Here is a 21,303-nt window from a genome sequence, read left to right as displayed (position 1 = left end):
TCAGAACCAGCGCGGGAGGGTGGGCAGCGGGGCCGCGGCGCTGAGGCCGTGGGTGCCGCGGCCGGTCAGCCAGCGGACGAGGTCGGCCATGGTGCCCGTGACCGCCAGCGGGTCCGTGCCCCCCGTGGTGAGCGGTTCCGCCCGGTCGCTCGGCAGAAGCGTGAGCGCGGGCGCCACCTCCCCGCGGCGTCGCCAGGCTGCCAGCACGTCGACCGCCAAGCGGTCCAGCATCGCGGGCGGCACGTCGCGGAAGGTGCCGCCGTTGCCGAGGTCGACGGCGTGGACCCAGACCTCGCGGGCGCGCATCCAGGCCGTCTCCCGCGCCGGGACGGTGCGGCCCTGCGCGGTGCGCACCTCGGCGTCCCAGGCGGCCGACGGCAGGTCGCGCCACTCGACGTTGAGGTGGACCTCGGCGTGGGCGACGAGGTTGCGCAGGGCGCGGGCGGGCAGCGTGGCGCCGTCGGCGATCTCGGCGGCACGACGCTCGGGCGTCGCGTACATGGGCGTGGCCCGGCCCGTCCTCGCCCAGACGCACAGCCGCGCCAGGGCGCGGGCGTTGTACCCGACGTGCGCGGTCAGGGCGCGGCGGTTCCAGCCGGACAGCAGGCTCGGCCCGTCCAGGCCCTCGTCGCCGGCGTCGGGCAGCTCGCCGAGCTTCCTGGCGAAGTACGCGGTGCCGGTCCTGGCCCAGGACAGCTCGGTGTGGGGGGCGCCCGGGGCGTCCTCGCGCGCGCCACGGCCCTGGCGGGCGCGCAACGCGGCGCGCGCCCGCCGGAGGTAGTCCGTGTCGCCCGTCATGCGCCGTCCGCCACGACGGGGTTGGTCAGGGTGCCGAGGCCCTCGATGGTGGTGGTGACGGTCTGGCCGGGGGTCAGGTAGCGGGCGGGCTTGCGGGCGTGGCCGACGCCGCCCGGGGTGCCGGTGGCGATGACGTCGCCGGGGCGCAGGGTCAGGATCGTGGAGGCGTAGGCGACGAGTTCGGCGGGGCCGAAGACGAGGTCGCCGGTGGAGGCGCGCTGCACCTCCTCGCCGTCGACGGCGGTGACGAGGTCGCTTCCCGGCTCCCACTCGTCGGTGGTGACCAGCTGCGGCCCGAACGGGGTGGTGGCCTCGAAGGTCTTGCCCTGGAGCCACTGCGGGCCGCGGTACTGCCAGTCCCTGGCCGTGACGTCGTTGAGCACGGCGTATCCGGCGATGGCGGCGCGCGCCTCGGTCGGGCCCGCGCGGCGGACGGCGGTGCCGATGACGATGGCCAGTTCGCCCTCCCAGTCGAGCTTCTCGCTCTCCGGCGGCTTGCGGATGCCGTCGCGCGGGCCGATCAGGGCCTCGGGGTACTTGGCGAAGAGCGTGGGGAACTCGGGGAGCTCGCGGCCCATCTCCAGGATGTGGTTGCGGTAGTTGAGGCCGACGCAGAGGATCTTGCCCGGGGTGGGCACGACGGGCGCCAGCTCGGCGTCGGCCAGCGCCACGGTGGTGCCGTCGGCCTCGGCGGCGCGGGCGAGGGCGTCGGGGCCGCCGTCGCGCAGCAGGGCGCCGACGTCGGCGTGGCCGAGGCGGACGGCCTGGTCGCCGTCCACGCGGACGGCCTCGGTGCGGCCGTCGGCCAGCCGGATCGTCGCCAGTCTCATCGGGTGTCTCCTTCGGGTGCGTCGGGTGCGTCGGGTGCGCTGATGTGGGTGCGGGCGAAGTGGAGGCGTTCCATCACGGGCGCGTCGGAGAAGCGGAACAGGTCGAAGCCGCTCTCGGCCCGCAGGGAGAACGGCACCCAGGACGGCACGGTGAACAGGTCGCCGGGCCGCAGCTCGTGCCGCCGCCCGTCGAGGGTGACCTCGCCCCGGCCGTCGAAGACCTGGAAGACGCTGGACCCCACCTCGCGGCGGGTGGCGGTCGCCGCGCCGGGCCGCAGCCGGTGGAACTCGGCGCGGATCGTCGGCATCACGTCGCCGCCCGTGGTGGGGTTGACGTAGCGGACGGCGGCGTGGCCCTGCTCGACGGTGGCGGGCTGCCCCTCCTCCTCCAGCAGCAGCTGCTCGGTGAGCGCCCGGTCGGTGTGCTCCCAGCGGTAGGCGGCGATCGGCGAGGAGACCGTGTCGCGCAGGCCGCTGAGGGGGCGCAGCCCGGGGTGGGCCCAGAGGCGTTCGGAGCGGGAGAAGTTCGGCGTGGCGTAGTCGGTGACGCGGTCGGCGCCGAACTCGAAGAAGCCGGTGTCGGCGTAGTGCGAGAACGGGATGTCCAGGCCGTCGAGCCACGCCATGGGCTGGTCGGTCTCGTTGTGGTGGCCGTGGAAGTGCCAGCCGGGGGTGAGCAGCAGGTCGCCGCGGCTCATGCGGACGGGGTCGCCGTTGACGACGGTCCACACCCCCTCGCCCTCGACGACGAAGCGGAACGCGTTCTGCGCGTGCCGGTGCTCGGGAGCGGTCTCCTTCGGGCCGAGGTACTGGATGGCGGCCCACAGGGTGGGGGTGGCGTAGGCGGCGCCGCCGAGGCCGGGGTTGGCCAGGGCGATGGCGCGGCGCTCGCCGCCGCGTCCGACGGGGACGAGGTCCCCGGCGCGCTGGGCGAGGCGGTAGAGGGAGCGCCAGCGCCACACGTGGGCGGCGGCGCGGGGGGCCGGGGCCAGCGGCATCAGGTCGTCGCGCTGGGTCCACAACGGAGTGAGGTGCTCGGCCGTGAAGCCCTCGTACAGCGCGCGCAGTTCGGGGCCCTCGTCGCCGGTCATCTCGTTGTTCTCGGGCGGGGTGGTGGTCATGCGGGAGTCACCTCCGAGGCGGGTCGGTGGCCGCGCTTGGCCTGCTGAACCAGCGCGTAGACGCGGGTGCGCAGCTCGTGGAAGCGCGGGTCGTTGCGCGTGGTGAGCTGGTCGCGCTCGGCGGGGAGGTCGACGGCGACGTCCTCCAGGATCACGGTGGGCCGGGAGGACAGCACGAGGACGCGCTGGCCGAGGTAGATGGCCTCGTCGATGTCGTGGGTGACGAACAGCAGGGTCACGCCGAGGCGCTTCCACAGGTCGCGGACGAGGTCCTCCAGGTCGGCGCGGGTCTGCGCGTCGACCGCGGCGAACGGCTCGTCCATCAGCAGGATGCGCGGCTGGAACGCCACGGCGCGGGCGATGGCGACGCGCTGCTGCATGCCGCCGGAGAGCTGCCACGGGTAGGAGCCGGGCACGTCGGCGAGGCCGACGGCCTCCAGCGACTCGGCGACGAGGCGGCGGCGCTCCGCCTTCCCCACACCCTTCTCGCGCAGCGGCAGCTCGACGTTCTGCGCGACGGTCAGCCAGGGGAAGAGGCTGCGGGCGTAGTCCTGGAAGACGACGGCCATGCCCTCGGGCGGCCCCGCGACGGGCCGGCCGGAGAGGACGACCTCGCCGGAGGTGGGCGGCAGCAGCCCGGCGATACAGCGCAGCAGCGTGGTCTTGCCCGCGCCGGAGGGACCGACGATGCAGACCATCTCGCCCTCCCTCGTCGCGAAGCTCAGGTCGCGCACGGCCTCGGTCTCGCCGCGGCCCGAGCCGTACACCTTGCGCAGGGCCTGGACACGGAGCAGATCGGCCGTGGTGGTGGGGGCGGTGGGGCTGGTCATCGGTTACCTCCTCGTTGCGCTTGGCGCTGCCCGCGGTACCAGGCAAGGACGACGCGCTCGACGGCGCGGAAGATCAGGGAGAGCAGCAGGCCCACGAGACCGAGCAGGATGATCCCGGTCCACATCTCGGGCAGGGCGAAGCCGCGTTGGAACTGCACGATGGAGAAGCCGAGCCCGTTGTTGGCGGCGAACATCTCCGAGATCACCATGAGGACGATCGCGATGGACAGCGCCTGCCGGGCGCCGGTGACGATCTGCGGGCTGGCGCCGCGCAGCACCACGGTCCGGAGCCGCGTCACGGGCCGCAGCCGGTAGACGCGGGCGGTGTCGTGGAGGAGGCCGTCGATGCCGCGCACGCCCTCGACGGTGTTGAGCAGCACCGGCCAGATGGCGCCGGAGACGATGACGGCGACCTTCATCGTGGTGTCGATCCCGAGGAAGAGCATCAGGATCGGCGCCATCACCGGGGGTGGGATGGCCCGGAAGAACTCCAGGACGGGCTCGGCGAAGGCCCGCAGGGCCGGCCGGGTGCCGATGAGGACGCCGAGCGCGACGCCGAGGAGCAGCGCGAGGGAGTATCCGGCGGCCAGCCGGCCGAGCGAGGGCAGCACGTCGTCGGTGATGCGGCCCTCGAACCAGGTCGGGCCGAACTCGGCGAGGATCTCGCTGAGCGGCGGGAAGAAGAAGTTGTCCGCCCGCTCGGAGACGACCCACCAGAGGGCGACGAGCACCGTGGGCAGGCCGAGCAGCACCACGAGCCGCCTGCCGTGTCGGCCGAGCCGGGCGGCGGGGGACGCGGCCGACCCGGGGGCGGCGGCGGTGGGGGTGGCCGGGCCGGAGGGCGCGGACGGGGCGGTGAGCGAGGTCATCAGACGGCCTCCTGCCGGACGGAGGGGTGCCAACGGAGCACGCGGCGTTCGAGCAGCCGGGCCAGCAGGTTCACCGTGACGCCGAGCAGGCCGGCGACGATGACGAACGCGTACATCGGCGCGACCGCGCCCGAGGTCTGCGCGACGGCGATCAGCCGTCCGATGCCCGGCGTGCCGATGATCAGCTCCCCGGTGATGGTGAGGATCAGCGCGACGCTCGCGGCCAGCCGGAAGCCCGTGACCGCGTACGGCAGCGTGGTGGGCCACACCAGGCGCAGCGCCCGGGTGCGGTGACGGAAGCGGAAGGACCGGGCGGTGTCCCGCGCCACGGGGTCGACGTCGCCGACGCCGGCGAGCACCTGCATCAGGACCTGCCAGAACGCGGAGTAGACGACGAGGATGAGCGTCGCCTCCATGCCCGTGCCGTAGAGCAGCACGGCCACGGGGATGAGCGCCACGGCGGGGATGGGCCGCAGGAACTCGATCGTCGAGGCGGTGGCGTCGCGCAGCACGGGAACGGAGCCGATCACCATGCCGGCGACGGTCCCGGCGGCGAAGGCGAGGGCGAGCCCGGTGCCCCAGGTCCGGAGCGTGTCGAGGAGCGCCTGCCAGAACTCGCTGGTGGCCGCGCTGTCGCCGAGGGCGCTGGCCATCTCGCTGAACGGCGGGAGGTACCGGTCGTCGACCAGGCTGGTGCGGGGGAGAAGCTCGAGGACGGCGAGGAGCGTGGCCACGCCACCGAGCCCGAGGAGGGCCTTGCGCATCACTCGTCTCCCTCGCCGGCCGTGGTGGTGGGGGTGGCGATCAGAGAGTCCACATCGATCTCCTCGTCGGTGAAGCCGCTGACGAGCATCCGGTCGGCGACGAACCGGAGCGAGTCGGGGTCGACCCGGTCGCGGTAGGAGGGGAGCACCATCGCCTCGGCGAGCGCCGGGTCCATCTCCTCCAACTCGGGCAGCGCGGCCCGGAACTCCTCCGGGTGCTCGGTGATGAACGCCGCCACGTCCGCCACGGCCTCGCGGAAGGCCGCGGCCTTCTCACCGTTCTCGCGCAGGAACTCCTCGGTGGTGAGGAAGCAGCCGACCTGGAGGCCCTCGCGCGCCTCGGCGTAGGGCCGCATCACGGGCCGGAGCCCCTGCTGCTGGCCGATGGAGAGGAACGGCTCGATGACCCAGGCGGCGTCCACGCGTCCGCTGTGGAGGGCAGGCAGCATCTGGGGGAACCCGATCTCGGTGAACTGGATCTCCGAGGTGTCCACGCCCTGCTCCTGGAGCGCGGCGACGATGCTGATGTCCCCGATGTTCTGGAGGGTGTTGACGGCGATGGAGGCGCCGGCGAGGTCCTCGGGACCGTCGATGCCGGAGTTCTCGGAGACCAGGACGGCGGAGAAGTCGCGTCGGGTGTCGTCGGTCGCGAAGGTGCCGGGGGCGATGATCCGCACCGGCAGGCCCTGGTGGCCGGCGAGCATGCCGCTGACGACGTTGGATCCCGCGACGTCGAGGTTCCCGCCGACCAGGGCGGGGATGGCGGCGGCGCCTCCGGCGGAGGCGTCGATCTCCAGCTCGATGCCGTGGTCGGCGAAGATGCCCTGCTCCTGACCGAAGCGGAGGAAGGCCGCGGGCATGCCGTCGGTCTCGCCGACGCGGACCACGTTGGTGCCGTCCGTGCCGGAGTCGCCGCCGGCGGCGGTACCGCAGCCCGTGGCGCCGATCAGCGTGGCGGCGAGCGCCGCGCCCAGTGCGGCGGCGCCTCTCGCCCGAAACATCATTGTTGTCCCCTTCGCTCTCGGGCCGGGTGTGAGCAACGTAGGCGGCGGTCACGACGGCGGGGGACACCGGCCACTCAGATTCTTCTATGACGAATCTTTGGTCCACGGTAACCGCTGAGTCGACATTCACTGCCTACTGTCGGGCTCTGGCCACTGCTGACGCCACTCGACGCCACTCGACCAGCGTCCAGTAGCGTTCCGCACACAAGAATCGAGGACCAGCGCACATGAACGTCGTCATCGCGGGCGCGGGAGTCGGAGGCCTGACTCTCGCGCTGGAACTCCACCAGGCCGGGGTCCCCTGCCGCGTCCTGGAGGCGGTGCCGCGCCCGGAGCCCATCGGCGCGGGCATCAACCTCCTGCCCCACGCCATGCGCGTCCTGGGCGACCTCGGCGTCGAGGACCGCCTGGCCGCCGCCGGCGTCGAGACGCGCGAGGCGGTCTTCTTCAACCGCTTCGGCCAGCTCGTCTACCGCGAGCCGCTCGGCCGGCACGCCGGCTACGACCACCCCCAGCTCTCCCTCCACCGCGGCGACCTCCAGCTGACCCTGCTGGACATCGCGCGCGAGCGGCTTGGCGAGGACGCGGTCGTGCTCGGCCGCCGCGTGCTGGGAGCCGAGGACGCCGGCGACCACGTGCGCGTCACCGTGTCCAACGCGGCGACGGGCGCGGTCACCACCGAACGCGCCACCGTCCTCGTCGGCTGCGACGGCATCCACTCCGCCCTGCGTTCCCAGCTCTACCCGGACGAGGGCGAGCCCCGGTACTCCGGCGTCACGATGTGGCGCGGCGTCACGCCCTGGGAGCCGTTCCTCAGCGGCGCCAGCATGGTGCGCGCCGGCTGGCTCGCCTCGGGGAAGATGGTGATCTACCCGGTCCGCGACCGCGTCGACGCCGCCGGCCGCCAGCTCGTCAACTGGGTCGCCGAGGTCGAGCGCCCCCGCTCCCCCCGCCGCGACTGGAACCGCGCCGGCCGGCTGGAGGACTTCATCGACGTCTTCGCCGACTGGAACTTCGACTGGCTCGACGTGCCCGCCCTCATCCGGGGCGCCGAGACCGTCCTGGAGTACCCCATGGTCGACCAGGACCCGCTGCCCCGCTGGACCTTCGGCGGCATGACGCTCCTCGGCGACGCCGCCCACCCGATGGTGCCCCGCGGCTCCAACGGCGCCGGCCAGGCCATCCTCGACGCGCACGCCCTGCGCGTCGCCCTCCAGGAGTGCGCCGACCCGCGCGAGGCGCTGCTGCGCTACGAGGCCGAGCGGCTGCCCGCCACCGCCTCCGTCGTCGAGACCAACCGGACCCGGCCGCCGGATACGATTCTGAAGGAGGTGTACGAGCGGACCGGCGACCGTCCGTTCGCGCGCATCGAGGACGTCATCAGCACCGAGGAGATGGCCGAGATCTCCAGCAGCTACCAGAGGGTCGCCGCCTATGACAGAGACCGCGTCAACCGCACCGCGTGAGCCCGGACCCGGGTCCGGGGCCGCGTCCGGAACCGGGCCCGGAACCGGCTCCGGCGGGGACCGCGTCCGCGAGCCGGGCGACGGCTGGGCCGCCGCCCCGCCGTACTCCCTGGCCTCCGTCGACAACGCCCTGCGGCTGATCCGCGCCCTCGACGAGCACGGTGAGCTGCGCGTCTACGAGGCCGCTGAGCTCCTCGGCGTCGCCCGCTCCACCGCCCACCGCCTGCTGTCCACCCTCGCCTTCCGCGGCTTCGCCGAGCAGCGGGACGGCAGCCACGTCTACCGACCCGGCCCCGCCCTGGCCGAGGCGGGTCTGCGCGCCATCTCCCGCCTCGACCTGCGCCAGGTCGCCCGCCCGCACCTGCGGGCGCTGTCGGAGGAGACGGGCGAGACGGTCCACCTCGTGGTGCTGGAGGGCAACGGCGCCCGCTTCGTCGACGGCGTGGAGTCCACCCAGCCGCTGCGGGTGGGCCTGCGCATCGGCATGGTCCTCCCCGCCCACGCCACGGCGGCGGGGAAGGCCATCCTGGCGGCGCTGCCCCCCGAGCAGGTGCGCGACCTCTACCCGAGGGGGATGCAGACGCTGACCGACCGCACCCTGCGGACCCTGCCGGACGTCGAGCGCCACCTGACGGGCGTCGTCCGCGCCGGCTACGCCACCAACCACGGCGAGAGCGCCGACGACGTCTCGGCCGTCGGCGTCGTGATCCGCAACCCCGCGCGCGTCCCGGTCGCCGCCCTCGCCGTGGCGGCGCCGGCCGAACGCCTCCAGCCCGCGCGAATCCCGCTGGTCGCCATCCGCATACACCGCACCAGCCACGCCATCACCGACGCCATGACCGTTCCCCATTAGGGCCCAGCTCCCTACCAGGACCGGCGACCAGGCCCACGCCCTGCTGCTACGGTGACGCCCCTGCGACAGCGGAGAACGGGGAGGCGCGAGGATGCGGCGCTGTGGCTGGTTACTGACGGGCGTGCTCGTGGCCGTGACCGTGGCGGGCGCGGGCGGCTGCGAGGCCGGCGGCGAGCCGGGGAACGCGACGCTCCCACCCTCCCCCACGCCCTGCGCCTCCTGGACCCCGCACGGCTCGCCCCCGCCGCCGAGCGAGACCCGCCTCGCCTACCGGGCGGAGGAGATGGCGGACGGCTCGATCCACATGACCGTGGGCGACGTCGACGCCGCCCCCGAGAACCCCGACGCCGTCGCCGCCGTCGACCACCGCGCCCCCGCCTCCGTCGTCGACTGCGAGACCGTGCGGATCGAGACGGTCGAGGGCTGGTGGTGCACCACCACCGTCGAGCCGGTCGCGGTCGAGGGCGAGATCGTCGTGGGCGGCGCGGAACCCCGCGCCCGGATCGGCGCGGACGGCTTCGCCACCCGCTGCCACGGCCGGCTGCCCGGCCGGCTGCGGCAGGTCCACGAGATCCAGCGCGACAGCTGGTCGGGCTGGCGCCCCTACACCGAGGAGGCGTACACGGAGTGGACCGGCCGGCGGCGCCAGCGGGAGGGGGCCGTCTCCGAGCCGTGCCCGCGCGGCCGGGTGGGCACCTACGACTACCGGCTCGCGGTCCGCGTCGAGGTCGAGGGCATGACGGTCGGGGAGTCCCTCGCCGCCAGCGCGCCGATCAGGACCGACTGCGGCACGGGCGTCAGCTGAGGCGGCGGAAGGGCCCGGATTTGGGCGCGGGCACGGCAGCCGCTACCGTTGCACGGTATGCCTCCGTGCGGACGGCCGGCGGATGACCGCGGGCCCTCCCGGAGGCGGAACCTCTCTCTGAACGAAGGACCCGGAGACAGCATGCCTCCCAAGAAGAAGGTCGCGGGGCTGATCAAGCTCCAGATCCAGGCCGGCGCGGCCAACCCCGCACCGCCCGTTGGCCCGGCACTGGGCCAGCACGGCGTCAACATCATGGAGTTCTGCAAGGCCTACAACGCGGCGACCGAGTCGCAGCGCGGCTGGGTCATCCCGGTGGAGATCACGGTCTACGAGGACCGTTCCTTCACCTTCATCACCAAGACCCCGCCGGCCGCGAAGATGATCCTCAAGGCCGCGGGCGTGGAGAAGGGCTCCGGCGAGCCGCACAAGACCAAGGTCGCGAAGATCACCCGCGCCCAGGTCCGCGAGATCGCCACCACGAAGATGCCCGACCTGAACGCCAACGACCTGGACGCCGCGGAGAAGATCATCGCCGGCACCGCCCGGTCCATGGGCGTCACCGTCGAGGACTGAGCCCCTCCCGCCACCGTGGCAGGGCCTCGCGCTGGCCCGGACCACGACTCCGCACCACACATCCCCAGGAGCAGCAGTGAAGCGCAGCAAGAACCTCCGGGACGCGGCCGCCAAGGTCGACCGCACCCGCACGTACGCCCCGCTGGAGGCCGTCCGCCTCGCGAAGGACACCTCCACCATCAAGTTCGACGCGACCGTCGAGGTCGCCATGCGGCTGGGCGTCGACCCCCGCAAGGCCGACCAGATGGTCCGCGGCACGGTGAACCTGCCGCACGGCACCGGCAAGACCGCCCGGGTCCTGGTCTTCGCCACCGGTGACCGTGCCGCCGCGGCCGAGGCCGCCGGGGCCGACATCGTCGGCTCGGACGAGCTGATCCAGGAGGTGGCCGACGGCCGCCTCGACTTCGACGCCGTGGTCGCCACGCCCGACCTCATGGGCAAGGTCGGCCGCCTCGGCCGCGTGCTCGGCCCCCGCGGCCTGATGCCGAACCCGAAGACCGGCACCGTCACGCCCGACGTCGCCAAGGCCGTCACCGACATCAAGGGCGGCAAGATCGAGTTCCGCGTGGACAAGCACGCCAACCTCCACTTCGTGATCGGCAAGGTCTCGTTCGGTGAGGCGCAGCTCGTGGAGAACTACGCCGCCGCCCTGGAGGAGATCCTCCGGCTGAAGCCGGCCGCCTCCAAGGGCCGGTACCTGAAGAAGGCCGTCATCACGACGACCATGGGCCCCGGCATCCCCGTGGACACCAACCGCACGCGCGACCTCCTGGCGGAGGAAGCCGCCGTCTGACGCCCGCCGCCGGCTCGACGCCGGTCAGCGGTGGAATGCCCGTCCCCCGCCCTCCTGTGGAGGGGGGACGGGCATTCTCCTTGTCGGCGGGGCGGGTTACGGTGAGAGTCAGGTCATCAAGGAGGGGGACCGCGCATGCGTTCCACAGGCACCACCATCGGCAGAGCCGTCCTCGCGGGCGCCGCGGTCGCGGCCCTCGCGGTGGGCACGGCGGCCTGCGGCGGCTCGGAGTCCGGCCGCTTCGGCATGGACCAGGCGCCCGAGCGGGGAGGCGATCAGGCGGCGCCCGTGCGGGCGCTCACCGCCGCCGCCGAGAGCACCGAGGAGATCACCTCGGCCGACTTCCACGCCACCACCAGCGCGCCCGCGGCGGCGGGCGGGGACGTGTCGGTCAGCGGCTCGATCTCCTGGGAGGACGAGGTCGCCATGGAGCTCACCGTCGACGGTGAGCAGCTCGGCGCGGCCGGGGGAGTGGCGGGCATGCCCGCCGAGGTCGGCGTCGTCTGGCTCGACGGCGTGATGTACATGGACATGGGCGAGGCGTTCGCCGACAGCTTCGACGGCCGCAGCTGGATGCGGATGGACCTGATGGGCATCGTCGAGGAGACGGGCGACGAGGACCTGGCCGACGCCATGGCGCACGGCATGGAGCAGGCCAACCAGGACCCGGCGGAGCAGGTGGCGCTGCTGCTTCAGTCCCCGGAGATCGAGCACGTCGGGGAGGAGACGCTCGACGGCGCCCCGGTCGACCACTACCGCGGCACCATCACCGTCGAGGACGCGCTGGCGAACGGCGCAGGCGGGGCGGGTCTCAGCGAGGCCGAGCGCCAGCAGCTCACCGACACCATGCGTGAGCTGGGCGTCGACGCCTACGAGCTCGACATCTGGGTCAACGAGGACGACTTCCCGATCCGGACGCTCCAGTCCTACGACACCGCCGACGGCCCGGTCGAGTCCGAGGTCACCTACAGCAACCTCGGCACCGACGTCACCGTCGCCGCGCCGCCGGCGGACTCCGTGATCGACTTCATGGAGATACTCGGCTCCCTGGAGTCCGGCATGGTGTCCGGCTTCTGACACGGCCGTGACGGGCCCCGCCGGCACGCGGGGCCCCCGGACGGCACACGGGGCGGAGCCGGGCCCTTCCACGGTGCTCCGCCCGGTCGTGGCGTCCCGCGTCGCGCTGCCCGCGTCCGCCGTCGCGTGACGGATTTGCCTGTGCCGTCGCGGCTCGCGTATCGTCGCAGCGAAGCCAGAGACCGCAGGCTGCCGCCGGCCCCTCCCGGGACCAGCGGCCGAAGGATCCGCGACATCGCGGGCGGCCCGCGCAGGTGACACGGAAGACGAGGACCCTCGGGTCCGTACGCCCTGTGCGCCTGCGCCAGGGCGTTTCGCTTGTTTTCGTTCCCCTTCCGCGCGGTCGCCGGCATCGCCGGTATCCACCGGCATCAACCGGAATCGACCCGGAAGGAGGCAAGAGGTATGGCGAATCCCGAGAAGGTCGCGGCCGTCGCGGAGATCAGGGAGAAGTTCGAGAGCTCCTCCGCCGCCGTCGTCACCGCTTACACCGGTCTCACCGTCGCGCAGCTCAAGGAGCTGCGGCGTTCCCTCGGCACCAACGCGCAGTACCGCGTCGCCAAGAACACGCTGACGAAGATCGCCGCCAACGAGGCGGGGGTCACCGGGCTCGACGAGTTCTTCACGGGCTCCACGGCCGTGGCCTTCGTGACCGGGGACCCGGTCGAGGCGGCCAAGGGTCTGCGTGACTTCGCCAAGAGCAACCCCGCCCTGGTGATCAAGGGCGGCTTCCTCGAGGGCAAGCCGCTGACCGCCGGCGAGATCGAGAAGCTCGCGGACCTGGAGTCCCGCGAGGTGCTGCTGGCCAAGCTGGCCGGCGGCATGAAGGCGTCCCTGGCCAAGGCCGCGGCGACCTTCCAGGCCCCGCTGACGAAGCTCGTCCGCACCGCGGACGCGCTGCGCGAGAAGACCGCGCAGCAGGAAGAGACCGCGTCCGCGTGACCCGGCGGACGGCAGGGCCGCCTCGCCGGCCCCACCGCCCCCAGACCAGATCCCCCAGAGCTGTAACGAGTGGAAGGACCCCACCATGGCGAAGCTGAGCCAGGACGAGCTGCTTGAGCAGTTCAGCACGATGACCCTGATGGAGCTCTCCGACTTCCTGAAGGCCTTCGAGGAGAAGTTCGACGTCACGGCCGCCGCCCCGGCCGCCGTGGCCGTGGCCGCCCCGGGTGCCGGCGGCGCCGCCGCCGAGGCCGAGCCGGAGCAGGACGAGTTCGACGTCGTCCTCACCGGTGCCGGTGACAAGAAGATCCAGGTCATCAAGGTCGTGCGCGAGCTGACCTCGCTGGGCCTGAAGGAGGCCAAGGACCTGGTGGACAACACCCCGAAGCCGGTCCTGGAGAAGGTCAACAAGGAGGCCGCCGAGCAGGCCAAGGAGAAGCTGGAGGCCGTCGGCGCCGGCGTCGAGGTCAAGTAGTCCTCGTCACCCTGACGACACCACACCGACCGCGGCGGCATCCGCGGACCGCGCCGGGGCGATCATCCAGTCGGGTGGTCGCCCCGGTCGCTCTGGTGACCGCCCCCGCCACGAGGCGGCGGGACAGGTATGGTGATCTCCGGTCGCGACCTCCGGCTCCGGGGACGGGGCCTTGACGAACCGCGGTGGGCGCGCGATTCTCATGGTCGGCTCGGACGGTCACGGGCAGACGGGGCCCGCCGAGGCCGGCACCGCCAGATCGATCCATGATTCGAGGCATGGATTCGCGGCGAGGCGGGAAGTGATGCGGGCAGAAGGACACACGCCGGCAGCGAGGCGGCTGGCAGCGTGTCGCGTCGAACACCGAGGGTGCCCCCTCGATGATGGATGGCGGCATTGGACATCAGTGAGTCTTGTGGCTACACTGACCCTTTGCGCTGCCTATTAGCCTATCCCCTGCCCCGTCACCAGGGGGGGCGGTATGCGCGCAGAGAGTCCGAGCCCTCGGAAGGACCCCCCTCTTGGCCGCCTCGCGCAACGCCTCGACCAGCATCAACAACGGCACCAGCACCGCGCCCCTGCGTGTCTCCTTTGCGAAGATCAAGGAGCCCCTAGAGGTTCCGAATCTCCTCGCGCTGCAAACTGAGAGCTTTGACTGGCTCCTCGGCAACGACGCCTGGAAGGCTCGTGTCGAGGCAGCGCTTGAGAGTGGACATGACGTGCCCAGGAAGTCGGGCCTGGAGGAGATCTTCGAGGAGATCTCCCCGATCGAGGACTTCTCCGGCTCGATGTCGCTGACGTTCCGTGATCACCGTTTCGAGCCGCCGAAGAACTCGATCGACGAGTGCAAGGAGCGCGACTTCACGTACGCCGCGCCGCTCTTCGTCACCGCCGAGTTCACGAACAACGAGACCGGTGAGATCAAGTCCCAGACGGTCTTCATGGGCGACTTCCCGCTCATGACCGACAAGGGCACCTTCGTGATCAACGGCACCGAGCGTGTCGTCGTCTCCCAGCTGGTCCGTTCCCCCGGCGTCTACTTCGACAGCACGATCGACAAGACCTCCGACAAGGACCTCTTCTCCGCCAAGATCATCCCCTCCCGGGGTGCCTGGCTGGAGATGGAGATCGACAAGCGCGACATGGTCGGCGTCCGCATCGACCGCAAGCGCAAGCAGTCGGTGACCGTCCTGCTGAAGGCCCTGGGCTGGACCTCCGACCAGATCCTGGAGGAGTTCGGGGACTACGAGTCGATGCGCGCGACCCTGGAGAAGGACCACACCCAGGGCCAGGACGACGCGCTCCTCGACATCTACCGCAAGCTCCGTCCGGGCGAGCCGCCGACCCGCGAGGCCGCGCAGACCCTGCTGGAGAACCTCTACTTCAACCCCAAGCGGTACGACCTGGCCAAGGTCGGCCGGTACAAGATCAACAAGAAGCTTGGCGGGGACGAGCCGCTGGACGCCGGCGTCCTCACCGTCGAGGACATCGTCGCCACGATCAAGTACCTGGTGAAGCTGCACGCCGGCGAGACCGAGACCGTCGTCGGGGGCCGGACGATCGTGGTCGAGACCGACGACATCGACCACTTCGGCAACCGCCGCCTGCGCAACGTCGGCGAGCTCATCCAGAACCAGGTCCGCACCGGCCTGGCCCGCATGGAGCGCGTCGTCCGCGAGCGGATGACCACCCAGGACGTCGAGGCGATCACGCCGCAGACCCTGATCAACATCCGCCCCGTCGTGGCGTCGATCAAGGAGTTCTTCGGCACCAGCCAGCTCTCGCAGTTCATGGACCAGACCAACCCGCTCTCCGGGCTGACCCACAAGCGCCGCCTGTCGGCGCTGGGCCCCGGCGGCCTCAGCCGTGAGCGGGCCGGCCTGGAGGTCCGTGACGTGCACCCCTCCCACTACGGCCGGATGTGCCCGATCGAGACCCCCGAGGGTCCGAACATCGGTCTGATCGGCTCGCTGGCCGCCTTCGGCCGGGTCAACGCGTTCGGTTTCGTCGAGACCCCGTACCGCAAGGTCACCGACGGCGTCGTCACCGACGAGGTCCACTACCTCACGGCCGACGAGGAGGACCGCTTCGTCATCGCCCAGGCCAACGCCAAGCTGACCAGTGACTACCACTTCGCCGAGTCCCGCGTGCTGGTCCGCCGCCGTGGCGGCGAGGTCGACTACGTCTCCGGCTCGGACGTGGACTACATGGACGTCTCGCCGCGCCAGATGGTGTCGGTCGCCACGGCCATGATCCCGTTCCTGGAGCACGACGACGCCAACCGCGCGCTCATGGGCTCGAACATGATGCGCCAGGCCGTGCCGCTGATCCAGGCCGAGTCGCCGCTGGTCGGCACCGGCATGGAGTACCGCTCCGCAGTGGACGCCGGCGACGTGATCAAGGCCGAGCAGGACGGCGTGATCACCGACGTCTCCGCCGACTACGTCTCGATGCAGCACGACGACGGCACCCACGTCACGTACCGGCTGGCGAAGTTCCACCGCTCCAACCAGGGCACCTCCTACAACCAGAAGGTCCTGGTCGAGGAGGGCCAGCGGGTGGTGGCCGGCGAGGTCATCGCCGACGGCCCCTCCACCCAGCGCGGCGAGATGGCGCTCGGCAAGAACCTGCTGGTCGCCTTCATGCCGTGGGAGGGCTACAACTACGAGGACGCGATCATCCTCTCCCAGCGCCTGGTGCAGGACGACGTCCTGTCCTCGATCCACATCGAGGAGCACGAGGTCGACGCCCGCGACACCAAGCTGGGCCCCGAGGAGATCACCCGCGACATCCCGAACGTCTCCGAGGAGGTCCTGGCCGACCTCGACGACCGCGGCATCATCCGCATCGGCGCCGAGGTGGAGGCCGGGGACATCCTGGTCGGCAAGGTCACCCCGAAGGGTGAGACCGAGCTGACCCCCGAGGAGCGGCTGCTGCGCGCGATCTTCGGCGAGAAGGCCCGCGAGGTCCGCGACACCTCCCTGAAGGTGCCGCACGGCGAGACGGGCAAGGTCATCGGCGTGCGCGTCTTCGACCGCGAGGAGGGCGACGAGCTGCCGCCCGGCGTGAACCAGCTGGTCCGCGTCTACGTGGCGCAGAAGCGCAAGATCACCGACGGTGACAAGCTCGCCGGCCGCCACGGCAACAAGGGCGTCATCTCCAAGATCCTGCCCGTGGAGGACATGCCGTTCATGGAGGACGGCACCCCGGTGGACATCATCCTGAACCCCCTGGGCGTGCCCTCCCGCATGAACCCGGGCCAGGTCCTGGAGATCCACCTGGGCTGGCTCGCCTCCCAGGGCTGGCGCATCGAGGGCGAGGACGCGGACTGGAAGGAGCGGCTGCGCGCCATCGGCGCCGACGACGTCGCCCCCGGCACCAACGTCGCCACCCCCGTCTTCGACGGCGCCCGTGAGGACGAGCTCACCGGTCTCTTCGAGTCCACCATCCCCACCCGCGACGGCGAACGGCTGGTGATGCCGTCCGGCAAGGCGCGGCTGTTCGACGGCCGCTCCGGCGAGCCGTTCCCCGACCCGATCTCCGTCGGGTACATGTACATCCTCAAGCTCCACCACCTGGTCGACGACAAGCTGCACGCGCGCTCGACCGGCCCGTACTCCATGATCACCCAGCAGCCCCTGGGTGGTAAGGCGCAGTTCGGCGGCCAGCGCTTCGGCGAGATGGAGGTGTGGGCGCTGGAGGCGTACGGCGCCGCCTACGCCCTCCAGGAGCTGCTGACCATCAAGTCCGACGACGTCACCGGCCGCGTGAAGGTCTACGAGGCGATCGTCAAGGGCGAGAACATCCCCGAGCCCGGGATTCCCGAGTCCTTCAAGGTGCTCATCAAGGAGATGCAGTCGCTCTGCCTCAACGTGGAGGTGCTGTCCAGTGACGGCATGTCCATCGAGATGCGTGACACCGACGAGGACGTCTTCCGCGCCGCGGAAGAGCTCGGAATCGACCTGTCCCGGCGCGAGCCGAGCAGCGTCGAAGAGGTCTGACGGGTCTGGCCGGGGAGGGAGGCTCCTCTCCCTCCCCGGCAGTCCCCGGACCCGGAAGACCATTGACATGACACGACCCTGAGAGGGATTGACGAGAGTGCTCGACGTCAACTTCTTCGACGAACTGCGTATTGGCCTGGCCACGGCTGACGACATCCGTCAGTGGTCGCACGGCGAGGTCAAGAAGCCGGAGACCATCAACTACCGCACCCTGAAGCCCGAGAAGGACGGACTCTTCTGCGAGAAGATCTTCGGTCCGACCCGGGACTGGGAGTGCTACTGCGGCAAGTACAAGCGCGTCCGCTTCAAGGGCATCATCTGTGAGCGCTGCGGCGTCGAGGTGACCCGCGCCAAGGTGCGCCGTGAGCGGATGGGCCACATCGAACTGGCCGCCCCCGTCACCCACATCTGGTACTTCAAGGGCGTTCCGTCGCGCCTCGGGTACCTGCTCGACCTCGCTCCGAAGGACCTGGAGAAGGTCATCTACTTCGCCGCGTACATGATCACGTACGTGGACGAGGAGCGCCGCACGCGCGACCTGCCGTCGCTGGAGGCCCACATCTCCGTGGAGCGTCAGCAGATCGAGCAGCGCCGCGACGCGGACCTGGAGGCCCGCGCCAAGAAGCAGGAGGCGGACCTCGCCGAGCTGGAGGCCGAGGGCGCCAAGGCCGACGTGCGCCGCAAGGTGCGCGAGGGCGCCGAGCGCGAGATGAAGCAGCTCCGTGACCGGGCCCAGCGCGAGCTGGACCGCCTGGAGGAGGTCTGGAACCGCTTCAAGAACCTCAAGGTCCAGGACCTGGAGGGCGACGAGCTGCTCTACCGCGAGCTGCGCGACCGCTTCGGGACGTACTTCGACGGCTCCATGGGCGCCGCGGCGCTCCAGAAGCGGCTGGAGAACTTCGACCTCGACGAGGAGGCCGCCCGGCTGCGGGAGATCATCCGCACCGGCAAGGGCCAGAAGAAGACCCGCGCCCTCAAGCGGCTGAAGGTGGTCTCCGCGTTCCTGCAGACCTCCAACAGCCCCAAGGGCATGGTGCTCGACTGCGTCCCGGTGATCCCGCCGGACCTGCGGCCGATGGTCCAGCTCGACGGTGGCCGCTTCGCCACCTCCGACCTGAACGACCTCTACCGCCGCGTCATCAACCGCAACAACCGCCTGAAGCGACTGCTCGACCTCGGCGCGCCCGAGATCATCGTGAACAACGAGAAGCGGATGCTCCAGGAGGCCGTGGACGCCCTGTTCGACAACGGCCGCCGTGGCCGTCCCGTCACCGGTCCCGGCAACCGGCCGCTGAAGTCCCTGTCCGACATGCTCAAGGGCAAGCAGGGCCGCTTCCGCCAGAACCTCCTGGGCAAGCGCGTCGACTACTCGGCCCGTTCCGTGATCGTCGTCGGCCCGCAGCTGAAGCTGCACCAGTGCGGCCTGCCCAAGGCCATGGCGCTGGAGCTCTTCAAGCCGTTCGTGATGAAGCGCCTGGTGGACCTGAACCACGCGCAGAACATCAAGTCGGCCAAGCGCATGGTCGAGCGCCAGCGCACCGTGGTGTACGACGTCCTCGAAGAGGTCATCGCCGAGCACCCGGTGCTGCTCAACCGCGCCCCGACGCTGCACCGCCTCGGCATCCAGGCGTTCGAGCCGCAGCTGGTGGAGGGCAAGGCCATCCAGATCCACCCGCTGGTCTGCACGGCGTTCAACGCGGACTTCGACGGCGACCAGATGGCGGTCCACCTGCCGCTGTCCGCCGAGGCCCAGGCCGAGGCCCGCATCCTGATGCTGTCCTCGAACAACATCCTGAAGCCCGCCGACGGCCGTCCCGTCACCATGCCCACCCAGGACATGGTGCTCGGCCTGTTCTTCCTCACCACCGACGAGGAGGAGCGGGAGGTCAGGGGCGAGGGCAGGTCGTTCTCCTCCACCGCGGAGGCGATCATGGCGTTCGACGCCGGGGAGCTCTCGCTCCAGGCGAAGATCGACATCCGCTTCCCCGTGGGCTCCGTGCCGCCCCGCGGCTGGACCCCGCCGGAGGAGGGCGAGGGCGACGGCGGCGCCTGGCAGCCCGGTGACAGCTTCCGGCTGCGCACCACGCTCGGCCGCGCGCTGTTCAACGAGCTGCTTCCCGAGGACTACCCGTTCATCGACCAGTCCGTCGGCAAGCGGCAGCTGTCGCAGATCGTCAACGACCTCGCCGAGCGGTACCCGAAGGTCGTCGTCGCCGCGGCGCTGGACAACCTCAAGACCGCCGGTTACTTCTGGGCCACCCGCTCCGGCGTCACCATCGCCGTCTCGGACATCGTCGTCCCGGCGGAGAAGCCGGAGATCCTCGCCAACTACGAGGCGCAGGACGAGAAGGTCCAGAAGCAGTACGAGCGCGGTCTGATCACCAAGGACGAGCGCACCCAGGAGCTGATCGCGGTCTGGACGAAGGCGACCAACGAGGTCGCCGAGACCATGAACGCCCACTTCCCGAAGACCAACCCGATCTTCATGATGGTGGACTCGGGCGCCCGCGGAAACATGATGCAGATGCGCCAGATCGCGGGCATGCGCGGCCTGGTGTCGAACGCCAAGAACGAGACGATCCCCCGTCCGATCAAGGCGTCCTTCCGCGAGGGCCTCAGCGTTCTGGAGTACTTCATCTCCACGCACGGCGCCCGCAAGGGTCTGGCCGACACCGCCCTGCGAACCGCCGACTCCGGGTACCTCACCCGGCGTCTGGTGGACGTCTCGCAGGACGTGATCATCCGCGAGGAGGACTGCGGCACCGACCGTGGCCTGAAGCTGGAGATCGCGAGCCGTGGCGCGGACGGCGTGCTGCGCAAGGCGGAGAACGTCGAGTCCAGCGTCTACGCCCGCTGCCTGGCGGAGGACGTCGTGGTCGACGGCAAGGTGCTGGCCCCGGCCGGCACCGACCTCGGCGACGTGCTCATCGACGAGCTCGTCCTCCACAACGTGGAGACGGTCAAGACCCGTTCCGTCCTCACCTGTGAGTCCGCGGTCGGCACCTGCGCCATGTGCTACGGGCGCTCGCTGGCCACCGGCAAGCTGGTGGACATCGGCGAGGCGGTCGGCATCATCGCCGCCCAGTCGATCGGTGAGCCCGGCACCCAGCTGACGATGCGCACCTTCCACACCGGTGGTGTGGCCGGTGAGGACATCACGCAGGGTCTGCCGCGTGTGGTCGAGCTCTTCGAGGCCCGCACGCCCAAGGGCGTCGCGCCGATCTCCGAGTCCTCCGGCCGTGTGCGGATCGAGGAGACGGAGAAGACGAAGAAGGTCATCGTCACCCCGGACGACGGCTCCGACGAGACCTCGTACGCGGTCTCCAAGCGGGCCAGGCTGCTGGTGGGCGAGGGCGACCACGTCACCGTCGGCCAGCCGCTGACGGTCGGCGCGGCCAACCCGCACGACGTGCTGCGCATCCTCGGCCAGCGCGCCGTCCAGGTGTACCTGGTGGGCGAGGTCCAGAAGGTCTACAACTCGCAGGGTGTGTCGATCCACGACAAGCACATCGAGATCATCGTCCGGCAGATGCTCCGCCGGGTGACGATCATCGAGTCCGGCGACGCGGAGCTGCTGCCGGGCGAGCTCGTGGAGCGCTCGCGCTTCGAGTCGGAGAACCGTCGGGTGGTGGCCGAGGGCGGTCACCCGGCCTCCGGCCGTCCGCAGCTGATGGGTATCACCAAGGCGTCGCTGGCCACCGAGTCGTGGCTGTCGGCGGCGTCCTTCCAGGAGACGACCCGGGTGCTGACCGACGCGGCGATCAACGCCAAGTCGGACTCCCTGATCGGCCTCAAGGAGAACGTCATCATCGGTAAGCTCATCCCGGCCGGCACGGGCCTGTCCCGGTACCGGAACATCCGGGTGGAGCCCACCGAGGAGGCGAAGGCCGCGATGTACTCGACCGTCGGCTACGACGACATCGACTACTCGCCCTTCGGCACCGGCTCCGGCCAGGCCGTTCCCCTGGAGGACTACGACTACGGCCCCTACCAGGGCTGAGGTCTCGTCCAGAGGTCACCGAGAGACACGAGAACGGCCCGCCGCGGTTCGCCCGCGGCGGGCCGTTCCGCGCGTGCCGGGGTGGCTGGTTCTCGCGGGTGG

General features: G+C 71.1%; 17 protein-coding genes. 10 read left to right on the top strand and 7 right to left on the bottom strand.

The genetic code is table 11. The annotated features are described in order from the left end of the window. Genes ACTWP5_RS20410 through ACTWP5_RS20380 form a run of 7 tightly spaced genes read right to left on the bottom strand, consistent with a single transcriptional unit; the run spans position 1 to position 6,213 of the window. Positions 1–798, bottom strand: a complete 798-nt coding sequence (locus ACTWP5_RS20410) for a maleylpyruvate isomerase family mycothiol-dependent enzyme (RefSeq protein ID WP_443222474.1) — start codon at positions 796–798, stop codon at positions 1–3. Next, positions 795–1,628 (bottom strand): fumarylacetoacetate hydrolase family protein, encoded by an 834-nt coding sequence (locus ACTWP5_RS20405; protein WP_443222473.1) that lies wholly within the window; start codon positions 1,626–1,628, stop codon positions 795–797. The genes ACTWP5_RS20410 and ACTWP5_RS20405 overlap by 4 nt, the downstream gene beginning before the upstream one ends. Further along, complete coding sequence (locus tag ACTWP5_RS20400; protein ID WP_443222472.1) at positions 1,625–2,749, bottom strand: cupin domain-containing protein; 1,125 nt, start codon at positions 2,747–2,749, stop codon at positions 1,625–1,627. Before ACTWP5_RS20400 ends, ACTWP5_RS20405 begins: the two co-directional genes overlap by 4 nt. Further along, a complete protein-coding gene (locus ACTWP5_RS20395) occupies positions 2,746–3,579 on the bottom strand; it encodes an ABC transporter ATP-binding protein (protein WP_443222471.1) in 834 nt (277 codons plus the stop codon). The genes ACTWP5_RS20400 and ACTWP5_RS20395 overlap by 4 nt, the downstream gene beginning before the upstream one ends. After that, positions 3,576–4,448 (bottom strand): ABC transporter permease, encoded by an 873-nt coding sequence (locus ACTWP5_RS20390; protein ID WP_443222470.1) that lies wholly within the window; start codon positions 4,446–4,448, stop codon positions 3,576–3,578. The genes ACTWP5_RS20395 and ACTWP5_RS20390 overlap by 4 nt, the downstream gene beginning before the upstream one ends. After that, complete coding sequence (locus ACTWP5_RS20385; RefSeq protein ID WP_443222469.1) at positions 4,448–5,212, bottom strand: ABC transporter permease; 765 nt, start codon at positions 5,210–5,212, stop codon at positions 4,448–4,450. The genes ACTWP5_RS20390 and ACTWP5_RS20385 overlap by 1 nt, the downstream gene beginning before the upstream one ends. Further along, complete coding sequence (locus ACTWP5_RS20380; RefSeq protein WP_443222468.1) at positions 5,212–6,213, bottom strand: ABC transporter substrate-binding protein; 1,002 nt, start codon at positions 6,211–6,213, stop codon at positions 5,212–5,214. The genes ACTWP5_RS20385 and ACTWP5_RS20380 overlap by 1 nt, the downstream gene beginning before the upstream one ends. A 230-nt stretch (positions 6,214–6,443) precedes the next feature. Here ACTWP5_RS20380 and ACTWP5_RS20375 point away from each other — a divergent pair, with 230 nt between their 5' ends. The 10 genes from ACTWP5_RS20375 (at position 6,444) to ACTWP5_RS20330 (ending at position 21,201) form a co-directional block, all read left to right on the top strand. Further along, positions 6,444–7,682, top strand: a complete 1,239-nt coding sequence (locus ACTWP5_RS20375) for a flavin-dependent oxidoreductase (RefSeq protein WP_443222467.1) — start codon at positions 6,444–6,446, stop codon at positions 7,680–7,682. Continuing rightward, positions 7,651–8,535, top strand: a complete 885-nt coding sequence (locus tag ACTWP5_RS20370; protein ID WP_443222466.1) for an IclR family transcriptional regulator — start codon at positions 7,651–7,653, stop codon at positions 8,533–8,535. Before ACTWP5_RS20375 ends, ACTWP5_RS20370 begins: the two co-directional genes overlap by 32 nt. Positions 8,536–8,626: 91 nt before the next feature. Next, on the top strand, positions 8,627–9,340 hold the full coding sequence (locus tag ACTWP5_RS20365; protein WP_443222465.1) for a hypothetical protein: 714 nt from the start codon (positions 8,627–8,629) through the stop codon (positions 9,338–9,340). 141 nt (positions 9,341–9,481) lie between these two features. Continuing rightward, positions 9,482–9,913, top strand: coding sequence for a 50S ribosomal protein L11 (gene rplK / locus ACTWP5_RS20360; RefSeq protein ID WP_443222464.1), 432 nt, complete (start codon positions 9,482–9,484; stop codon positions 9,911–9,913). A gap of 76 nt (positions 9,914–9,989) precedes the next feature. Next, positions 9,990–10,706 carry a 50S ribosomal protein L1 gene (rplA, locus tag ACTWP5_RS20355; RefSeq protein ID WP_443222463.1) on the top strand — a complete coding sequence of 239 codons (717 nt, stop codon included), beginning with the start codon at positions 9,990–9,992 and terminating at the stop codon, positions 10,704–10,706. 135 nt (positions 10,707–10,841) lie between these two features. Continuing rightward, complete coding sequence (locus ACTWP5_RS20350; RefSeq protein WP_443222462.1) at positions 10,842–11,783, top strand: hypothetical protein; 942 nt, start codon at positions 10,842–10,844, stop codon at positions 11,781–11,783. A gap of 405 nt (positions 11,784–12,188) precedes the next feature. Continuing rightward, the gene (rplJ, locus tag ACTWP5_RS20345) at positions 12,189–12,725 is read left to right on the top strand and encodes a 50S ribosomal protein L10 (protein ID WP_443222461.1); all 537 of its coding nucleotides are present in this window, start codon (positions 12,189–12,191) and stop codon (positions 12,723–12,725) included. An 85-nt stretch (positions 12,726–12,810) separates the two neighbouring features. Next, positions 12,811–13,200 carry a 50S ribosomal protein L7/L12 gene (rplL, locus tag ACTWP5_RS20340; protein ID WP_443222460.1) on the top strand — a complete coding sequence of 130 codons (390 nt, stop codon included), beginning with the start codon at positions 12,811–12,813 and terminating at the stop codon, positions 13,198–13,200. 521 nt (positions 13,201–13,721) lie between these two features. Beyond that, a complete protein-coding gene (gene rpoB, locus ACTWP5_RS20335; protein WP_443222459.1) occupies positions 13,722–17,201 on the top strand; it encodes a DNA-directed RNA polymerase subunit beta in 3,480 nt (1,159 codons plus the stop codon). Positions 17,202–17,298: 97 nt separating this feature from the next. Then, on the top strand, positions 17,299–21,201 hold the full coding sequence (locus ACTWP5_RS20330; RefSeq protein WP_443222458.1) for a DNA-directed RNA polymerase subunit beta': 3,903 nt from the start codon (positions 17,299–17,301) through the stop codon (positions 21,199–21,201). Positions 21,202–21,303 lie beyond the last annotated feature (102 nt).

Origin of the sequence: Streptomyces sp. 4N509B (assembly GCF_052245655.1) — a bacterium.
Lineage (GTDB): Bacteria > Actinomycetota > Actinomycetes > Streptomycetales > Streptomycetaceae > Streptomyces.
Note: the sequence above shows the minus strand (reverse complement) of the source record. Positions and strands in the feature narration are given on the sequence as shown.